Source organism: Lacihabitans sp. CS3-21 (genome assembly GCF_024343675.1).
GTDB lineage: Bacteria > Bacteroidota > Bacteroidia > Cytophagales > Spirosomataceae > Leadbetterella.
The window spans coordinates 122,139-140,313 of sequence record NZ_RJUD01000112.1; the positions used below are offsets into that span (position 1 = coordinate 122,139).

Below are 18,175 nucleotides of genomic sequence, written 5' to 3' on the forward strand. Positions count from 1 at the left end.
CATTACACAAAAAGTGTTTTTTTTGATTCTTTTTTCGAACGGTGCGACGACTCGCAAAAAAAGAATGCCCGCCTGGCAAGGCACGCAAAGTATATAAATGTTAGATATATTTTAACCCGAAACTTTAGTAGATAACTCTCTGATTTGAATAATAAAACCTAATCTGTTTATAATGAAGAAAATTTTAGTATTCACCGCTATCGGATTATTGGTGCTTGGTCAAATATCTTTCAAGAAACCTGATATTCAGCCCAATGTGATTCTATTTTTTATAGACGACATGGGTGCCATGGACTTGGGTTGCTATGGCAATGTATTTAACCAAACGCCAAATATTGATAAATTGGCTCAAAATGGTGTTAAGTTTAGCAATGCTTATTCGGCCTGCACGGTTTGCTCTCCTTCAAGGGCTGCCCTCATGACAGGGAAATATCCTGCTAGATTGCATATCACTGATTGGATAGCGGGACATGTCAAAAAGAATCCAAAGTTATTGATCCCGGATTGGCAACAATTTTTGCCTCAATCTGAAAAAACAACGGCAGAATACTTAAAAGAAAAAGGCTATTCTACCTGGCATATCGGTAAATGGCACTTGGGCGAAGGCGAACAATATTACCCTAAAAATCAGGGTTTTGATTTAAATATTGGTGGTTCAAACTGGGGACATCCTAAAAAAGGTTTTTTTGCACCTTATCAAATGCCCAATCTCGAGGAGGGCCCAAAGGGCGAGTATCTTACAGACAGATTAGCCAACGAAGCTATCAAACTTATAGAAAATCATGACGCAAGCAAGCCTTTTTATCTCAATTATTGGGATTATGCGGTGCATACGCCTGTGCAGGCTAAAGCTGAGAAAATAGAAAAATACAAAAAGCAAGTCACCACACCCGACAAGCAGAAAAATCCTACTTATGCGGCCATGATAGAAAGTTTGGATGAAAACATCGGCAGAATAATGGAGACCTTGGACAAGAAGAAATTGCTCGAAAACACCCTCATCATATTTGCTGCAGATAATGGTACTTTGATGGGTACGGCTTCAAGCAAGCCATTGAGAGAGGGAAAAGGCTGGTGTTATGAAGGCGGAACTCGCACTCCGCTTTTAATGTTTTGGAAAGGAAAAATAGAAGGCGGTAAAGTAATTGACGAACCCACCATCACCATGGATTTGATGCTCACAATTTTGGATTTTACGCATACCAAGCCAATAGGAAAATTAGATGGGAAATCATTAAAACCAGTTCTTTTCGATAACAAAAACTACCACAGACCACTCTTTTGGCACTATCCGCACTATCATGAAGGTAACAATCCATACAGTGCAGTGCGATTAGGCGATTGGAAATTGATTGAATTTTTCGAAGATAACAAAATAGAATTGTACAACTTAAAGGATGATATTGGCGAAACGGAAAATTTGGTTGCCAGCCATTCAAAAAAAGCCGAAGAGCTTCAAAAACTATTACACAAATGGAGAAAATCTGTTAATGCTCAAGTGCCAAGTCCCAATCCTGATTATATTTCGATTGGTAAATAGCAGAAATAATCTATTTGTCAACCAGTTTATGATTAGCAAATAATTTTTATTCGTTGATAGTTTCTCATTATGGGCTTTGGACTAGGAGAGGGAGCCAAAAAACTTAAGCAGTGTCCTTACTGAGACGCTGTTGGGGTGAGAAAATTCATTTGATTGAAACCATTTCCAAAATCTCATTTATCCTTTTTTCTTTTGTGATGGAGGTTTTGGCACTCATTATTCCATACAGCATAAATTTCTGTTTTGATTTACTTAAAGCTTGAAACTTTTGCTTTGTACCGTCATTTTTGGTAAAAGCCAATTCTAGTTCTTCAGGTATTTCGAGGGCGTCAATACTGTCGAGGATGATCCATGAACCATTTTGCTTGGCTATTTCTATACATTTGATGCCTGCTTGCGTCATTTTTTTGTTGGCCAAAAGGCTTTCAACTTTGTCTTTATTGACTTGGCTCCAGGTACTTTTTGGCTTTCGTTTGCAGTAATATTGTTTGTATGAATGTTCATCGACGCTTACAGCTTTGCTATCAATCCAACCAAAACATAAAGCTTCGTCAACAGCATCGGTCCAAGCAACTGATGGCTTGCCTGCATTTTTTTTGTAATGAATAAGCCAAACAGCATCTTGATGGACATGGTTTTTCTCTAACCATTCACGCCAATGCTGTTTGGTTTCTGGATAAAAATGTTCTATTTCTCGTTTGGTCATTTCTTAGGTATTGCCTGCAAAATTAAGCAAGAAACTAAAATTCCTATCATATGAAAACCACCAACCACTAAACCATAAGACCTTGGGTGTGGGATGTTTGGGTTGATGGCGATATCAAAAGTATTGGCTACCAAAAAGCCCAAACCTATGATTAATGCAAATTCAATAGCTGCTTTATTGGTGTTGATATTGAGTAGTACCATCATTAAGGCCGTAGTAATTATGGTAGGTAGAATAGTGAGAGGTGGACCATAAAAGTAAATAGGGTCTAGATTAGCGGGCATTAAACCCAATTTGCCTAATGAGTTAGCGTATTGGTTTGGAAAAAGTATGGTGAACCAAAGCCAACCTAAAAATGAGTAAAATAGCAAAGAAATGAAAACACCCAACCAACTGATTTTTGAAATTTTTTGTAGCATATTTTTTTGATTTAATTAATGATGCCACAAAGAAAATGTGAGCTCAGGACAACCTTATGTCAGGGGTATTTAATGCTCATGATATTTTTCAAAAAATTCTTGAAGGGTCATTTTGTGAGGGGTAAATTTTTCTCGTTGAATTTGCAATTGCTGAATTCTATCCAAGCGGAAATAGCGAAATTCTTTTCGTAAATAACAAAAACCTACCAATAACCAGCCTTCTGTAATGTGTAATAAAGCAAAAGGCTCGACAGTTCGTTTACTTTCTTTATTCTCTGCATTGATGTAATCAAATTTCACGAGTAAAAAATTAGTAAGTGCAATTTGCAAGGAAGATAAAATTTGACTCTTTATTTCAAAGTTATCAAGTTTTCTGAATTTTGTTCTTAATGAAAGCAAGTTAGCTTTATCTTTCTCTGATTGTCTTAAAACAGCCTTTACCTTATCGATGGCTTCGGCATAATCTTTAATCAATGAGCTGTCTCTGCTCTTTAAAACCAGTTGTTCGGCCAATATTAGGGCATTGGCCTGTGCTTCAGAAAACATTACGGGAGGAATTTTGTAGCCTTCCATGAGGCAATAGCCTTTGCCGTCTTCGGTTATGATGGGCACACCGCTTTGTTCCAAGGCTCTAATGTCGCGGTAAATGGTCCTCACACTCACTCCGAATTTCTCGGCCAAATAAGTGGCTGTGATCAACCTCTTGGATTGCAATGATGTAAGTATGGCCACAAGTCTAGAAAGGCGTTTGGTGTCCTTGTCCTGCATTTGATTTTATTTCTTTTATACAAAAATAAAAGATACAAATGACAAGGGTATGTCAGGAGTCTTTAGAATAAATTTGGTATTGTTTGTTGGGGTTGATATTTAAAAATTAATATTCCTTGATTCAACCATTGGAGGATGATTATGAGTAAAAACACTAAATTTTTTGTGTAGTTGTAATTCGGCATTAATTTGCTTTTGACTTTATGTCTAATCGAAGGACAATCTTATTATAAATTCACAAGAATGTGAAATTTTCAATTTCAATTATTATTTTAATTTATGAAATAGCATACTATTAGAAAGCAGTTTTCAGATAAAGTGGTTCGCTATATTGAATGTGCATATTCCTACAGAATACCCTTAAACAAGAAACGAATACAAGAAATAGATGCTTTGCTCATAACAAAAGTAAATGAAGAACTAAATAAAATTGAAAACAAATCAAGCATACTGATTTGGAATTAATTTTTTCAACAAAGGAGTAAATGTAAGTGGTGCATCTTAAAAAAATAGTGCAAGATATGATTAACATACCTTACACTATTTCTCTTTTCTAAATCGCTTAAAGAACCTATCTATTTAAAGCAAAATTCCTAATCCATACGATTTATTGCATAATTAAATCTAACCTAAGCCCTAAACCTACTCCCAAACCGCCCCATAATTGGCTTCCCAAAGCTTTTTGTTCAGCTCTGGTAATCGCTCGTTCTTAATTTTAAGGCCTTTTTCTTTAAAACTTTGCCATTGTGGGTCCATTTGGGCTCTCAAATCTATTGAGGGCTGATTCAAGCGATACCAGTCGTTCTCGGTTTGGTTGATGAGATAGAGATAGTCTGAGGTGAATTTATTCGGAAAGTTCTCTACGTCATCATAGGCTTTTGACTTACGCTGCACCAAGGCTTCGTCCCAAGCTTTGAGGTCTTTTATCAATGAATCTACAGCAGCAATCAATTTTGAATCAGCAGACTTTTTGGTAAGCGTGCTCTTTAATTTGCTCAATTGTAGTTGTTTTTTATACAACTCATTGATCATCTCATGCATATCTTTGATGTTGGTGTGCATTTGAGCCATGGTTTTTAAATAGTCTGCTTTTTCGATATTTGTGTCTTTCAAATCAGGATGCGAAAGCAATTCTGCTTGGGTTTTTAGGGTGTCTTTGTCGATGATCAATTGTATTTGATACTTGCCTTCAGCCAATTTGTACCCTCGGTAGCTTCCTTCGATATACACGTCTGGTATGCCAGGTAAGTTATTTGTACGCATATCCCACACAAACCTGTTTAAGCCCTTGTTTTTTGGAAGTTTGGGCTCAGCACTTGGACCTCCATCGTATTTTTTAAAGTCAGGATTGGCCTCTGAGCTTAAGGTTCTTAGGTTTTTGCCATTGCTATCAAGTATGTTTAGGCTAATTTTCTTTACCGAATCTGTTTTTGATACATAATAGTTCAAAACCAAACCCGTGGCAGGGTTGATACCCGCACTTTGACCTTCGCCCTTAAAGTCTATTATGGCCTGATTCATCACGCTGCCACTAGCAGTAATCCATTGGTTTTGAGGTGAAAATAGCTTGTGTTTTTTGGGAGTTTCTTTCAGCAACTGTCTCAGCAAATTCAGGTCATCCAATATCCAAATCGACCTTCCTGAAGTACCCGCTATTAAGGCATTTTTATGAATCTTCAAGTCTGTTATTGGGCACACAGGCAGATTTAATTGGAAGGTTTTCCAGTTTCCACCGCCGTCGGTCGAGTAATAAAGGGCATTTTCTGTGCCTGCAAATAGCAAGTCTTTCTGAACATTATCTTCTCTAATAACCCTAGAAATGCTATTTTCGGGCAAACCATTGTTGATTTTTATCCAAGTTTTACCATAGTCTGTCGATTTGTAAAAGCCAGGTTTATGGTCGTTGAATTTGTATCTGTTGGTGGCAATATATACCGTTGATTTGCTATGGGGCGAAACTTCGATGGCATTTATTTGGCATTCTTCTAAGCCTGCAGGTGTTACATTTTTCCATGTTTTGCCATTGTCTGTGGTCACTTGTACCAAGCCATCGTCGCTACCTGTGTAAATTACGCCTTTTTCTAGGGCAGATTCGGCGATGTAAGTGAGCGTTCCGTAGTTTTCTGCACCTACGGCTTCGTTGGTAAAAGGTACTCCGGCTTTTCCTTGCTTAGCCTTTTCGTTTCTGGTCAAATCTGGTGAGGCTTCACGCCATGTTTTGCCTAGGTCACTGGTTTCAAGAAGCATTTGTGAGCCATGGTAAAACACCTTGGGGTCATGAATACTACAAATGATAGGGGCATTCCAATTAAATCGGTATTTCATGTCTTTGGCGTCTTTGCCCAAATATTGTATTGGGGCTGCCATTACATTTACAGAACTTTTATTTCTAGTGTCTAATACCTCGATTGTACCTTGATAACTGCCACCCAAAACATATCTTGGATTGTTTGGATCAAAAGCCAAAAAGGCACTTTCGCCACCTGCAGAATATTCCCAGTCTTTGCGTTCGATACTGCTTCCGCTGATATTCCATGAAGGTATTTTGACAGAGGTATTGTCTTGCTGGCCTACATAAATGTTATACGGAAGCAAGTTGTCGGTATTTATTCTATAGACTTGTGCCGTGGCCATATCTTGGTGCGACCAGCTACTGCCGCCATTGAAGCTAACCGCTGCACCGCCATCGTCAGCTATAATCATGTTTTTGCTGTTTTTTGGATTGATCCACAAATCATGGTAGTCGCCATGCGTACCCGACATGTTGGACCAGGTAACACCGCCGTCGGTGCTATTCAAAGCTGGAGCACTCATGATATACACATTTAGGTCATTGTTGGGGTCAACAAATAGCTCGATATAGTACCAAGACCTTTGAATCAGTCTGTGGTCGCCACTTACCAGAGACCATTTTTTACCACCATTCATAGATACATACAGGCCTCCTTCATTTTTCTCCCAGTCAGCTTCTAAAAGTGCATACACTTTTTGAGGGTTTGATGGACACATGGCTATGGCAGTTTTGCCCAATAATTTTGGCAATCCTTCTGTTAATTTCACCCAAGTGTCGCCGCCATCAGTAGATTTATAAAACCCGCTTCCAGGTCCGCCACTTTTTACTTCCCAAGGTTTACGACCGTGGTCCCACATGGCAGCATAAATGATCCGTGGATTGGTAGGGTCGAGAGACAATTCGCTACAGCCTGTGGTTTCATTGATATACAAGGTTTTAGTCCAGTTTTTTCCGCCATCGGTGCTTTTAAATATGCCACGCTCGGCCGATGGTCCATGAAGAGGCCCTTGTGCACCCACCAAAAGAATGTCTTCATTTTTTGGATGTATTACAATTCTAGATATGTGTTGGGTTTTTATTAGGCCCATGTTTTTCCAAGTTTGTCCTGCGTCGGTGCTTTTATACACGCCATCGCCAAAACTCGTCATCACACCTCTTGGTGCGTGTTCGCCCATGCCCACATATACCACATTGGCGTCATTTTCAGCTACAGCAACGGCCCCAACAGTACCCGTTTTAAAATAGCCATCTGACACATTCTTCCATTGATGGCCTGCATCGTTGGTTTTCCAAAGTCCACCACCGGTTGTACCCATATAATAGGTTTGAGGGTCATTAACTACGCCAGTGGCACACACTGAGCGACCACCTCTAAACGGGCCTATATTTCTAAATTTTAGATTATTAAACAAGGAGCTATCCTTTTGGAAATCTGGAAAAGATTGGGAAAATGCAGAAAGGGAGAAGAAAAAAAATAGGATAGAGGCGAGTTTTTTCATAAAATTTAAAATGGTCTTTTTGTTTTTGAAATGTTTATGGTTAGTCAGGTTAATGGTCAAACTTCTGAATTGAAGCTATTGAATGGATAAAAATAGTTAAATATTTTTAGGTTATTGATATTTTTATGCTTGTCTTTTTTAGAACTATTATTGTATTTATATAAGACACGTATTTAATTTTAATTTCTGTTTACAAGTTTAGTGAAAAAGTCTTAGAAAGAAGAATATTAGTATAGTAAGTGAGGCGATCAATATTGATTCTGAGAAGTTGAGATTGTTCAGACCAAAATTTAAGGTCAGCTTGGAACTTCTGACTTTGCGGCTTCTAAATTGGCAAAATGACAGAAAATGGGTTTCGTAGAAAAAAGATAAAAATTTGAACCAGAAAATTTATAAAATAATATTCAACATTCGCTTCTTGATTTTACTAATTTTCCTATTAATGAAAGGGTAAGTTCTATTTTTGGATAAACCCAAGTTTAACAATAAATCACCCTGAACATAGGAACTTGCAGAACTTAACTTTTGAAGAAAGATTTTGATTTCAAAGATATCTTTAATTATTTGATAATATGAATTCTTTTTATCCTCTTGGTATTTCGACATGTAATCATCTAACTTTGAAGAAGAAAAACTGTTAATATTTAAATCCTCTATTTCAGACAAAATAAGCAAAAGAGCAAATAAATTTCTTTCGATTATTACTCTCTCTTTATAACCAAATTTAAATTTTTCTTGAAAAGATGCTTTTATGGCATCCTCAAGGTTATCAAATATTATTAGAATTTTGTTTTTCAATGTATTCCTTAATTTTTAAAAGTGTAGCATAAATATCATTTTTAAAGTTTTGATTAAATTTTAAACTTGACTTTAGGTTTTCAATACCCCTTTCGTATTTTAATTTATCTCTCAACATGGACTCATAAACTGCTAAACTTATTGGTATCCCATCTATTTGATTTAGAGTTACTAAAAAACAATCTATTCTTCCAAACCTTGGCAGATTCGCTTTATGACTAACAAGAATCGATGCATTTCTTAACAGAGTAAAATAAATACTTATATCAAATATTGGAATATTTCCTATTCTGTTTTGAGATTCAGTAATGTTGTTGAAAATATCAATAATATACTCAATTTCTCTTAAGTGATTATTGAAATTTTTTAGTCTATTGAACTTTTTATGCAAATAGTTGTCTCCATAAAGAACTCTGCCTTCAAGCTTTAAGTGCCATAAAAATAAAGAACCATAATCTAACATTTTATCTAATGATGATTCCTTATAGATTGCAATTGAGTCCGTATTTTCTATAATTTCGCTGTTATTTGTTAGGTTCTTTATTTCAAGAAGAGTTGTATCTGATTCATTATATTTATCATCTATAATTGCACATAAGTCAATATCAGAGTTAATATCATTTTCTTTTTTTGCAGCAGAACCAAATAGAACTATGCTTTTTATAATATTTGAAGTCATTCTATTTTGATATTTTTCGATAAAAAGTCGCTGAAAGCAATCCCATGTACAATATACCTGTAAAACTAATCAATGTTAAGAAAATTTCACCTTTGGTATCTGTCGGTTTGAAAGCTATATTAGAAAAGTTTACAGAAGTTGCAAAAGACAACCTTAGGGCATCAAAGAAGTTTATAGGTTGAGGCACCTCTTGAGAATTGTTTGAAAATTTTATTTGTAATAAAGTCATTAATAAACTGTAAACCAACAATATTACTGTGTAAGAAATTAATAAATTTTTAACTTTGTGGCCATATCCCCAAACAAAAATTTCAAATCTTAATAGACAAAGTTTTAGGACTGCAATGATACGATCGAATGTCTGAAAATTCATTTTATAGTAATCTGAATCACTTATGATAATTGAATTTAGGTTACCAATCTCTGCCTTTATTTCAATATCTAAAAACTTATCAGATTCATTCTGAATCCCCAAGTTTTGAAAATTTACTTTTAAATTTGTGGCTAACTTTTTCTTTAAATTTGATTCTGGTGGTAGAGAATTGATAATCTCATTTACTGGAATAATACAGTTTTGAAAACGGCAATGCCGAATATTACAATTAATTAGCTTTATATTGTCGAAGTTACAGTTGACAAAAAATGTACCTGTAAAGTCTACGTTCTCAAAGGTTACTTCTCTAGCATATAAGTTGTCATATTTGCAATGCTTAAATGTACAATTAAGAAACTTCAAATTTAAGAAACTAATATTTTCAAAGGTTGCGAAATGCAGTTTTTTATCAGAAATTAATTTCTTTTGATTTCTATTTGAGTGGAGCATGCTCTGGTCTCGGAATACGAAATTATGTGGTGAGCTTTCCTCTTCCTGATTAGTAAAAAAAACAGTAATATCGTTGTCCATTCCTTAATTAATAAAATTTGAAAAACAAGTATCTTGTTACAAAAATATCCGAATAATTTTTCATTACCTAAATAATACTTAAGCAAAATTTGCAGGCCTTGTTTAAGTCGAATATTTAATTAACTATAAGATCAAATTCGACCAAAATCATATTTGATTTCGCAGGAAAATGCGAGTTTTAACATCATTATTTTGTGGCAATATTTTTCAATTAAAATAATATTTTTGAAAGCCATAATTTTTATCAAATCTGCAATAGCTACTTCATGAATTATGTCCTTTTGGTAGGATATCGTAGAAGTCAATAAATATCTTAAATGTGTTTTTTTTGAGAGCTAATTCCTTAATTTTAGTTTTTTATCTTTGAATGATAATTTTATCCCAATCCTTGAAGATTATGAAACTTTTCTATTTTCTGTTTTTTATCTGTAATCTTTTTACAAGCCACTATACCTTTATCCCATTAAGTATTAAACAATCGCCAAAAGCCAACCACAAAACCAAAACAGTAAAATACAGTGATTTTGGAGCAAAGGGCGATGGTAAAACAGATGATATCGAAGCCATATTGGCAGCTCACGCCTATGCAAATGAGCATAATCTCAAAGTAAAAGCCGATGAAGGGGCTACATATTATATTGGAGGTAAAGACCGTACAGCTATCATTCAAACAGATACTGATTTTGGCAATGCGAGTTTTATTATTGATGATTCAAATGTGGAAAACAGAACAAGTTCGGTCTTTTTGGTAAGTTCTAAAATGAAAGCCGAGAAAATTGAAGGTATTTCATCTTTAAAACGAAACCAGACCAAAATTGCAGTTAATCTAACGCAAAGAAGCCTTATATCCGTAACGAATACTAAGGTGAAACACTATATTCGTTTTGGGCTAAACCAGAATAATGGCAGCGACCAAACAGATATTTTCTTAGTTGATAAAAACGGATATGTTGATCAATCTGCTCCAATTATTTGGGATTTTGACCAAATTACGGATGTAACTGCATTACCTATAGACGAAAATAGATTGACCATAACAGGAGGGAGGTTTAAAACGATTGCCAATAAAGAACCATCTAAATACAATTATTATAGTCGAAATTTGGCTATAAAACGTTCCAATGTTGTCGTTTCTCGCTTACATCATGAAGTTGTAGATGAAAGAGATCAAGGTGCTCCTTATGGCGGTTTTATACACATTAGCGAATGTTGTTTTGTAAAAGTTGAAAATTGCATTTTAACGGGTCACAAAACCTACGAAACCATCGGCAATGCCGGGAAGCCTGTGTCTATGGGTTCTTATGACCTCTTGGTAAACAGAGCTTTAAATGTTTCTTTTATTAATTGTACCCAAACCAACGACATCGACGACCGTAAATATTGGGGAATATTAGGCTCGAATTTCTGTAAAAACCTATTGTATGATGGCTGTAAACTTTCTCGATTTGACGCTCATCAGGGAGTTGCCAATGCAACCATACGAAATTCAACATTGGGTCACATGGGCATTAATGCCATAGGAAGTGGTATTTTTTTGGTAGAAAACACCATCATAAGAGGAGGGAGTATCGTGAATTTAAGAAATGATTACGGCAGTTCTTGGGACGGAGACTTAATTATCCGTAATTGTCTTTTTGTCCCACGTGAAAATACCCAGGAAAAAGTTCAACTCATTGCTGGATACAATTCTGGCTCACATGATTTTGGATATCCCTGCACCATGCCGACTAAAATATGGATAGAAAACCTCAAAATTGATGACGCTAAACTATCCGCATCCTATCCAGGACCCGCCATTTTTATGGATTTTAATCCAGAAATGAAGGATGATAGCTATTTAGAAAAATTCCATTATCAAATTACCAAAGAGGTTCTTCTCAAGAATGTAAATGCCTCAAGTGGTAAAGCTATTCGCTTAAGTGATAATGCCTATATGTTTAGAAATGTAAAAGTAACAGAGAATTAATAATTCTTCAGGCTATGAAAGTCCACTTTTGAAACTTTACAAATACAAAAGATGAAGATACTTGAAATTAAAGAAACCGTTTCTAAACCTGCTGTTATAGTCGGACGAACGTTTCTTAATCGGAGTTCTTGCGAAAATTCTTTTGGGCGTAAACACCAAACATTGGGCAAATTCAATAATTGAAATACTTCGAATTCGAAAAGCCTCAAATCCTAATTTTCACAAGCAATTCAACATCCACCAGTTCTAGGAAAGGCATAAATGGCTTTTCCTGAAACGTACAGATTATATATTTTGTCCTCTATTGAAGGCGAAATGAGTGTCCAATTCTTTCCTTTATCTGCAGATTTGTAAATACCTTTTGGGTGACCTACAAATAGGTAATCATCCACTTGTAAAACGTTTGCGATTAAATCGTGGGGAGGAAGACCAGCATCAATAGCTTGCCAGGTTTTTCCTGCATCGTAGCTGGTTCTTACTCGTCGAGTTTTTGATGTGGTGTTGTAGCTAATGGCCGCAAATCCGCCCTTAATAATCGCCACATCTATTCCTACGCCACCTTCGCTAATAACCGTTTTCCAGGTTTGGCCATCGTCTGTAGAGCGAATAATGCCTTTTTGACTCGTTGCCACCAACACGCCATTTGACTCCACCATTTTTATTGACCAGCCATCAATCACTTGTTTCCATGTTTTTCCACCATCAATGGATCTATACAATCCACTATCAGAGCCTATTAGAAAGGTGTTTTTTTGTGTCTCGAAAATGGTTCTTAGCATGCTTCGCCCAAAGTTTGAAAATGAAGGCGACCAACCATTTGTTTTGGAATCAAATTTCGAAATTTTTCCGTCGTATGTAACAGCATACATTCCAGATTTGCAAACCGACACTGAACCAAGCTTGTCTACAGCATATTCTTTTTTCCAGCCTGGTGACAATACATTTGCATTTCTATGATACATCGCTTTTTCAGAGTAGTAAAAAAGGCCATTATTATTTACAAAAAACTCTGTATTCTCTAGATTTGCCGGCAAGCCATTGCTAATGTCTTGCCAAGTGTTACCATAATCAACCGATTGGATAATTACGTTTTTTACATCCTTTGCAGTTGTTTTTAGAAAAGTTGGATCTTCTCCAGGGAAATTTATTCCGAAGAAAAGAAAAACTAAATATTGAAAAATGATTAGGAAAGATACCTTGACCGTGTTCATTACAAAATTGGTTTCGTGAAATAATGGGATAAAAGTATGCTTATTTATTTTGGGACATTTGCTTATTTTGTAAAAAAATGTAAAGCAATTGTAAATTCTTATAGGTAATTCGCCGTACTACTGATCTATTTAGGATAAAAATACTAAAACACAAGCTGGAAAACAAGTGAAAAATAGTCATTCAAATCAGTATTTCGAAGACTCCATTTCATTTCCCAGTCAAGGAATCGATCATAATTTATAGATTTCAATTAAACCTTTTGGCTAAATTATTGTCGAAGCTTTATGAGAAAGCCAAATTGAAAATTTATGAAAGTCCAGATTCTTACTTTACTACTTTTAATTCCATTTTTTTCTTGTGAAAAACCCGAAGATGATTCAGAACCAACACCACCAGGCGAAATGTATTTTCCCGCCAAATCAGGCAATGCTTGGGAAACCACCTCATTGGCAAGCTTAGGATGGAACGAAAATGCAGTAAAGCCTTTGAAAGATTTTCTGGTAGAGAAAAACTCTAAGTCGTTTATGATTTTGGTAAATGGTAGAATCGTGATGGAGGAGTATTTTAATGGACATACTGCAAGCACCTCTTGGGCTTGGAATAGTGCAGGTAAAACCTTGGTTTCAGCTACAACAGGAATAGCTCAACAAGAAGGATTGTTGAACATCAACGACAAAGCATCGCAATATTTAGGAACAGGTTGGACCAATGAGCCTTTAGAAAAAGAAAATTTAATTACCACCAGACATTTGTTGACTATGACGACCGGTCTTAATGACGAAAATCAATTGGTCATTAAATCAAACCTCAATTATGTGGCAGATGCTGGTAAACGATGGGCTTATGGGAATGTTTTTCAGAAATTAATGGACGTGGTGTCTGAAAGTAGCGACCAAAGTTTTGAATCGTATTTCGAAGCCAAACTCAAAAATAAAATAGGGATGGAAGGTAAATGGAATATGGGACTTATTTTTAAGCTGTACCAAAGCAATACCCGCAGTATGGCGAGGTTTGGCCTATTGGCCCTCAACAATGGTAAATGGAAAGATGAGCAAATTTTGAATGAATCGTTTTTCAAAGAAAGTGTAAATTCTTCACAAAATATCAATCCATCTTATGGCTATTTGTGGTGGCTAAATGGAAAAAACAATTATATGGTGCCGAGCTCTCAAACGGTGTTTCCGGGCATGTTGGTTTCGAATGCTCCATCAGATATGTATGCGGCTATGGGTGCCGAAGACCAGCGGATTTATGTAATTCCGAGCAAGAAGATGGTGATAATCAGAATGGGCAATGCCGCCGATAAAGCAAATCCATATTTTGCAGTTTCTGGCTTCGATAAGGCTCTTTGGGATAAAATTAATGCGGTCATAAAGTAATTTTTGGATTAACTTCATAGGCAAACTACTATTGGGTAGCCTTTTAGATAGCAATTAATTTCAATATACTATTTTACAGATTTCCAACCAATTTAAAGTAAGATAGCTAAATTTTATATTTGATTGTATTTAATCAAATTTGAAACCGGTGAAATATTGGGTTTACTTAATATTTTAGCCTCTTTTAACAAAAAAATCATCTAGAGTTTTATCTCCAACAATAAAAATGTTTATTTTGGTCTTTCATAATATTTCTACAAAAGGCCTCAATGAATTCTAATCCTAAAAGCAGAAATTTAACTGCATTGTTTTTAATTTCAATTTACTTCTTTTCTGGTTTTGCAGCTCTGGTTTATCAGGTTATTTGGCAACGTTGGCTTGCTTTTTTTACTGGCATCAGCTCGGTCAATATCAGTTTGATTGTATCTGCTTTTATGGCTGGTTTAGGGATAGGTTACTTGGCAGGAGGCTATCTGTCTGACAGGCTTCAGCAAGGAAAACACGTATTTTATTTCTTTTTGGCCGAAATAGGTATTGGAATCTTTGCTTTTTTTAGCAAAAGCATTTTTTATGATTGGCTATTTGTGGAAAATAGTAGTTTTCAGCTTGGTTCGATATACTTGTACATGATTTTGTTTTTGTTACTTTTGGTTCCAACTTTTTTGATGGGCGTATCGCTACCCTTGCTATCCAAGGCTTTCAAGAACATCGGAAATCAAGGTAACTTTATAAGCTTATTGTATTTTACCAATACGCTTGGAGCTGCTATCGGTACTTTTATTACTTCTTTCTACTTAATACCCAATATGGGTTTTGAAAAAGCTATTTATGTAGCTGCAGGTTTGAATTTCTTCTGTGGGCTCTCAGTTTTGCTTTTTAATTACCTAGTTAAAAGAGAAGCAAGCAAGCAAGATGAAAAAGCACCATTGACAGATAAATTGTACGAAGAAGAGTTAAATGTGCCTTTCAAATTTTGGTTAATTCAGTATTTTATTTCTGGTTTCACCGCTATTTCATTAGAAATCATTTGGTTTAGAATGATAGATGTAATGATGAAGTCTTACGCGGTTACGTTTTCTATTATTCTCACCATTTATTTGGGCTCAATGGCCATAGGTACTTGGTTAGGCGTGATATTCAATAAGAAATACAAGAAAGGAAAACTCAAAACTTTTTTATGGATTCAAATCACATTATATTCCTATGTGGCAGTGAGTATAGCTTTGCTTTATTTTTCTGTGGAAAATATTGGTTTTCTTGAGCCATTAAGAGGTTATTTTGAAGGATATGAGGAAATACCAAGTTTTAAGTTGCGGTTAATAACCATGCTTATCATTCCAATTTTTTTGATGTCCATTCCCACTTTTATTATGGGTTTTAGTTTCAGTGTTTCGCAGAATATCATCCAAAACGACTTTTCTTTGGTGGGGAAAAAACTTGGCACTTTACAATTTATTAATATCGCTGGCTCAACCGCTGGTGCATGGTTTGCTTCCTTGATAGGTTTCGAAATACTGGGAACCTCCTTAACTTTAAAGTTACTTCTACTTACGGGTTTTATCTATATAGCCATACTTGGTTATCAACAGTACTTAAGCAAAATAAATGCAGCTTTGATGAGCTTTGTATTGCTAGTTTTGGTGTTTTTAGTTCCAGAAAAACAAGATTTTTGGAGGGTGGTTTCTGGTGTAAATGAGGAGACTGATTTTATTTTTAGTGAAGATAAAACGGCTTTGTCTTCCATAAAAATTGGGGAGGAAAATTCCACAGTTTTTATAAATGGCCTTGGTCAAAGTCATTTTCCAATGAAGACGGACTATTTTCATATCATGTTAGGTGCAGTACCAGCATTTTTGCATCCTAATCCTGAGCGAATAGGAATAATTGGTTTGGGTTCTGCTGGAACACTCTATGGTGCTTCAGGCAGAGCAAGTACCACAGAATTGGTTTGTTGGGAAGTTATCAAGAGTCAGCCAAGTGTACTTTTTGAATATGTAAAGAGAACCCAGGATAGTTCGGCTTATTTTATTTTAAATGATAAAAGACTGGCCTTAAAGTTAGAGGATGGCAGAAAGGAAATTCAAAGCTCCAGCCAGAAATATGATGTTTTGGAAGCGGATGCTCTCCGGCCCAGATCGTCCTACGCTGGAAATCTCTATTCAGTGGAATATTTTAGTCTTTTAAAATCAAAACTAAAACCCAAAGGTTATGCTGTAACATGGGCACCAACTGAAAGAATCAAAAGGAGTTTTAGGGTAGTTTTTCCTTATGTTTATGAAATCCAAGAATCGCTCTATTTAGGTTCTGATTCGCCCATTAATTTTGACAGAAAAGTTATTTTAAATAGATTTGATGAGCCTTTTTCTGAGGCGTTTTATAAAAGAGCCGATATAGATGCCAAGGCCATTATGAATAATTTCCTGAATACTTTGAAAATCATTCAAGAAGGAAAATTGCTTGATAATAAAGATATTAACACAGATATGTGGCCCAAAGATGAGTATCAGGTAAAATAATCGACAGGTCAAATATTATTAACGACCAATTTGACCATACTTTGTCTTTCTTTGAGAATTTGGTTAATTTGAATGCAGATTTTTAAATAAAGTAAAATTAACTTTCTAATGCTCCACCTAATTTGGGGTTTACTAAATCTTGGCCTCCTGATTTATTTTTTAATTGCCTGCTTTAAATTTGTTAAAGTTGCTAGAAATCACATAGGCGGTTTTGGTAGTGTAGTTTTTGTATTTGGACTCTTGTCTTTTGTTGGTGGATCCAAGTCAGAGGGTAATGCAGCTAAGTTATATCAAATAAAAACATTCAATTTTGCCATCAAAGATAGTTTAGAGCAGAATTCAGTTAAGTTTGCTCATTTTATACTTGAAGATCAGATAGTTACAAAATACGATTTGGCCCTTAATTATGGCAAAATACCCCATTCTGAAATCAATACGCCGATAAGTGCATATTCTGGTACAACGGGTTTGGTGATAGGTACTCATTGGAAACCAATAAAAATCAGTGTTTTAAAAACCAGTGATAAAGACACATTTAAATATTTGGTTTATGGAATTTTAGAATGGAAATTGTTGGGTGTTAGGCTTTATACGCAATCTAAAATATATGAGGGAGTTAAACTTTGGAAATAAGTTTTATTGCAAACTTTCAATTTTCAAGAAATTAATCTTAGATTGACTTTTTATATATCAATTCATGAAAACCAAACTTATCTTTATCATAGCAATTATTGCTTACAGCTTTACTTCATTTTCCCAAAATCCTAAAGAGGGATATGCTATCGGCAAGAGAATATTAGATTTAATAAATCAAAACAAGGCAACTGAATTGGCTAAATTGGTGAATTATCCGCTTCAAAGGCCTAGCCCTATTCCTGATATACAAAATGAAAAAGAATTTGTGGCTTATTTTCCTACACTTTTTGATGCAAAATTTAAGAAAATCATTCCAAAGTTTTCTCAAAAAGAGGTAATGGCTAGAAACGGTATGTTTGGAATGGTGGGTGAGGTTTTTACTGGCGAAATATGGTATGATGAATCAGGAATTTATAGTGTTAACTACAATTCGGATAGAGAAATGGCTCTTGAAAAAGCTCTGAATGATAAAACTAAGGCTACGATTCATCCCTCTTTAAAAGACTTTGAAAGCAATATCGTGATGTTGAAATCGAAGAATTTGGAGCTTAGGATTGATTATACAAAAGATGCTAAATGTCGTTATGCTTCTTGGAGTAAGGGGAAACCCATAAGCCAAAAGCCAGATTTGGTACTATTTGGTAATCAAGAAATCAGTGATGCTCATCCTCCATTTCCTTTCTATGTTTTTAAGAATAAAAACTGGAAATACATCGTAACAGAGGAGTTTGAATGCGAAGATTGCGATATTCTGGATAGAATGCTGATTTTGGAAGAGAATGGAGTAGAGAAAAGTAGAATTTTGATGCGAATAACAAAGTAAGAAAGGCTTTTCTTCTTAAAAATAGGAATGCCATTTG

The 18,175-nt window shown here is 35.3% G+C and carries 14 protein-coding genes; 6 read left to right on the forward strand and 8 right to left on the reverse strand.

Annotated elements, in window-relative coordinates; all coding sequences use genetic code 11:
• Positions 1-172 precede the first annotated feature (172 nt).
• Complete coding sequence (locus EGI24_RS19680) at positions 173-1,540, forward strand: sulfatase (RefSeq protein WP_255050314.1); 1,368 nt, start codon at positions 173-175, stop codon at positions 1,538-1,540.
• Between the two features lie 145 nt (positions 1,541-1,685).
• Here EGI24_RS19680 and EGI24_RS19685 read toward each other — a convergent pair whose 3' ends face one another.
• The 7 genes from EGI24_RS19685 to EGI24_RS19715 all read right to left on the reverse strand — a co-directional run bounded on the left by EGI24_RS19685 (position 1,686) and on the right by EGI24_RS19715 (position 9,606).
• A complete protein-coding gene (locus tag EGI24_RS19685) occupies positions 1,686-2,246 on the reverse strand; it encodes a YdeI family protein (RefSeq protein ID WP_255050315.1) in 561 nt (186 codons plus the stop codon).
• On the reverse strand, positions 2,243-2,665 hold the full coding sequence (locus EGI24_RS19690; protein ID WP_255050316.1) for a DUF1761 domain-containing protein: 423 nt from the start codon (positions 2,663-2,665) through the stop codon (positions 2,243-2,245). The genes EGI24_RS19685 and EGI24_RS19690 overlap by 4 nt, the downstream gene beginning before the upstream one ends.
• 69 nt (positions 2,666-2,734) lie before the next feature.
• The gene (locus EGI24_RS19695; RefSeq protein WP_255050317.1) at positions 2,735-3,433 is read right to left on the reverse strand and encodes a YafY family protein; all 699 of its coding nucleotides are present in this window, start codon (positions 3,431-3,433) and stop codon (positions 2,735-2,737) included.
• Between the two features lie 642 nt (positions 3,434-4,075).
• On the reverse strand, positions 4,076-7,225 hold the full coding sequence (locus EGI24_RS19700; protein WP_255050318.1) for a VPS10 domain-containing protein: 3,150 nt from the start codon (positions 7,223-7,225) through the stop codon (positions 4,076-4,078).
• A 390-nt stretch (positions 7,226-7,615) separates the two neighbouring features.
• Positions 7,616-8,023, reverse strand: a complete 408-nt coding sequence (locus tag EGI24_RS19705; RefSeq protein ID WP_255050319.1) for a hypothetical protein — start codon at positions 8,021-8,023, stop codon at positions 7,616-7,618.
• Positions 7,995-8,702, reverse strand: a complete 708-nt coding sequence (locus EGI24_RS19710; RefSeq protein ID WP_255050320.1) for a nucleotidyltransferase domain-containing protein — start codon at positions 8,700-8,702, stop codon at positions 7,995-7,997. Before EGI24_RS19710 ends, EGI24_RS19705 begins: the two co-directional genes overlap by 29 nt.
• A gap of 1 nt (position 8,703) precedes the next feature.
• A complete protein-coding gene (locus tag EGI24_RS19715) occupies positions 8,704-9,606 on the reverse strand; it encodes a pentapeptide repeat-containing protein (RefSeq protein ID WP_255050321.1) in 903 nt (300 codons plus the stop codon).
• A gap of 397 nt (positions 9,607-10,003) precedes the next feature.
• Here EGI24_RS19715 and EGI24_RS19720 point away from each other — a divergent pair, with 397 nt between their 5' ends.
• Complete coding sequence (locus tag EGI24_RS19720) at positions 10,004-11,572, forward strand: hypothetical protein (RefSeq protein ID WP_255050322.1); 1,569 nt, start codon at positions 10,004-10,006, stop codon at positions 11,570-11,572.
• Positions 11,573-11,802: 230 nt separating this feature from the next.
• On the opposite strand, the gene EGI24_RS19725 is transcribed toward EGI24_RS19720, so the two are convergent.
• Positions 11,803-12,783 (reverse strand): exo-alpha-sialidase, encoded by a 981-nt coding sequence (locus EGI24_RS19725; RefSeq protein ID WP_255050323.1) that lies wholly within the window; start codon positions 12,781-12,783, stop codon positions 11,803-11,805.
• Between the two features lie 309 nt (positions 12,784-13,092).
• Here EGI24_RS19725 and EGI24_RS19730 point away from each other — a divergent pair, with 309 nt between their 5' ends.
• The 4 genes from EGI24_RS19730 to EGI24_RS19745 all read left to right on the forward strand — a co-directional run bounded on the left by EGI24_RS19730 (position 13,093) and on the right by EGI24_RS19745 (position 18,138).
• Entirely contained in the window at positions 13,093-14,163 is a 1,071-nt protein-coding gene (locus EGI24_RS19730; RefSeq protein WP_255050324.1) for a serine hydrolase, read from the forward strand.
• A gap of 269 nt (positions 14,164-14,432) precedes the next feature.
• A complete protein-coding gene (locus tag EGI24_RS19735; protein ID WP_255050325.1) occupies positions 14,433-16,679 on the forward strand; it encodes a fused MFS/spermidine synthase in 2,247 nt (748 codons plus the stop codon).
• A gap of 108 nt (positions 16,680-16,787) precedes the next feature.
• Positions 16,788-17,312, forward strand: a complete 525-nt coding sequence (locus EGI24_RS19740) for a hypothetical protein (protein WP_255050326.1) — start codon at positions 16,788-16,790, stop codon at positions 17,310-17,312.
• A gap of 64 nt (positions 17,313-17,376) precedes the next feature.
• Positions 17,377-18,138, forward strand: coding sequence for a hypothetical protein (locus EGI24_RS19745; protein ID WP_255050327.1), 762 nt, complete (start codon positions 17,377-17,379; stop codon positions 18,136-18,138).
• Positions 18,139-18,175 lie beyond the last annotated feature (37 nt).

Coding starts and splice junctions, on each gene's coding strand:
- EGI24_RS19680 (WP_255050314.1), top strand. CDS start 173: ATGAAGAAAATTTTAGTATTCACCGCTATCGGATTATTGGTGCTTGGT.
- EGI24_RS19685 (WP_255050315.1), bottom strand. CDS start 2,246: ATGACCAAACGAGAAATAGAACATTTTTATCCAGAAACCAAACAGCAT.
- EGI24_RS19690 (WP_255050316.1), bottom strand. CDS start 2,665: ATGCTACAAAAAATTTCAAAAATCAGTTGGTTGGGTGTTTTCATTTCT.
- EGI24_RS19695 (WP_255050317.1), bottom strand. CDS start 3,433: ATGCAGGACAAGGACACCAAACGCCTTTCTAGACTTGTGGCCATACTT.
- EGI24_RS19700 (WP_255050318.1), bottom strand. CDS start 7,225: ATGAAAAAACTCGCCTCTATCCTATTTTTTTTCTTCTCCCTTTCTGCA.
- EGI24_RS19710 (WP_255050320.1), bottom strand. CDS start 8,702: ATGACTTCAAATATTATAAAAAGCATAGTTCTATTTGGTTCTGCTGCA.
- EGI24_RS19715 (WP_255050321.1), bottom strand. CDS start 9,606: ATGGACAACGATATTACTGTTTTTTTTACTAATCAGGAAGAGGAAAGC.
- EGI24_RS19720 (WP_255050322.1), top strand. CDS start 10,004: ATGAAACTTTTCTATTTTCTGTTTTTTATCTGTAATCTTTTTACAAGC.
- EGI24_RS19725 (WP_255050323.1), bottom strand. CDS start 12,783: ATGAACACGGTCAAGGTATCTTTCCTAATCATTTTTCAATATTTAGTT.
- EGI24_RS19730 (WP_255050324.1), top strand. CDS start 13,093: ATGAAAGTCCAGATTCTTACTTTACTACTTTTAATTCCATTTTTTTCT.
- EGI24_RS19735 (WP_255050325.1), top strand. CDS start 14,433: ATGAATTCTAATCCTAAAAGCAGAAATTTAACTGCATTGTTTTTAATT.
- EGI24_RS19740 (WP_255050326.1), top strand. CDS start 16,788: ATGCTCCACCTAATTTGGGGTTTACTAAATCTTGGCCTCCTGATTTAT.
- EGI24_RS19745 (WP_255050327.1), top strand. CDS start 17,377: ATGAAAACCAAACTTATCTTTATCATAGCAATTATTGCTTACAGCTTT.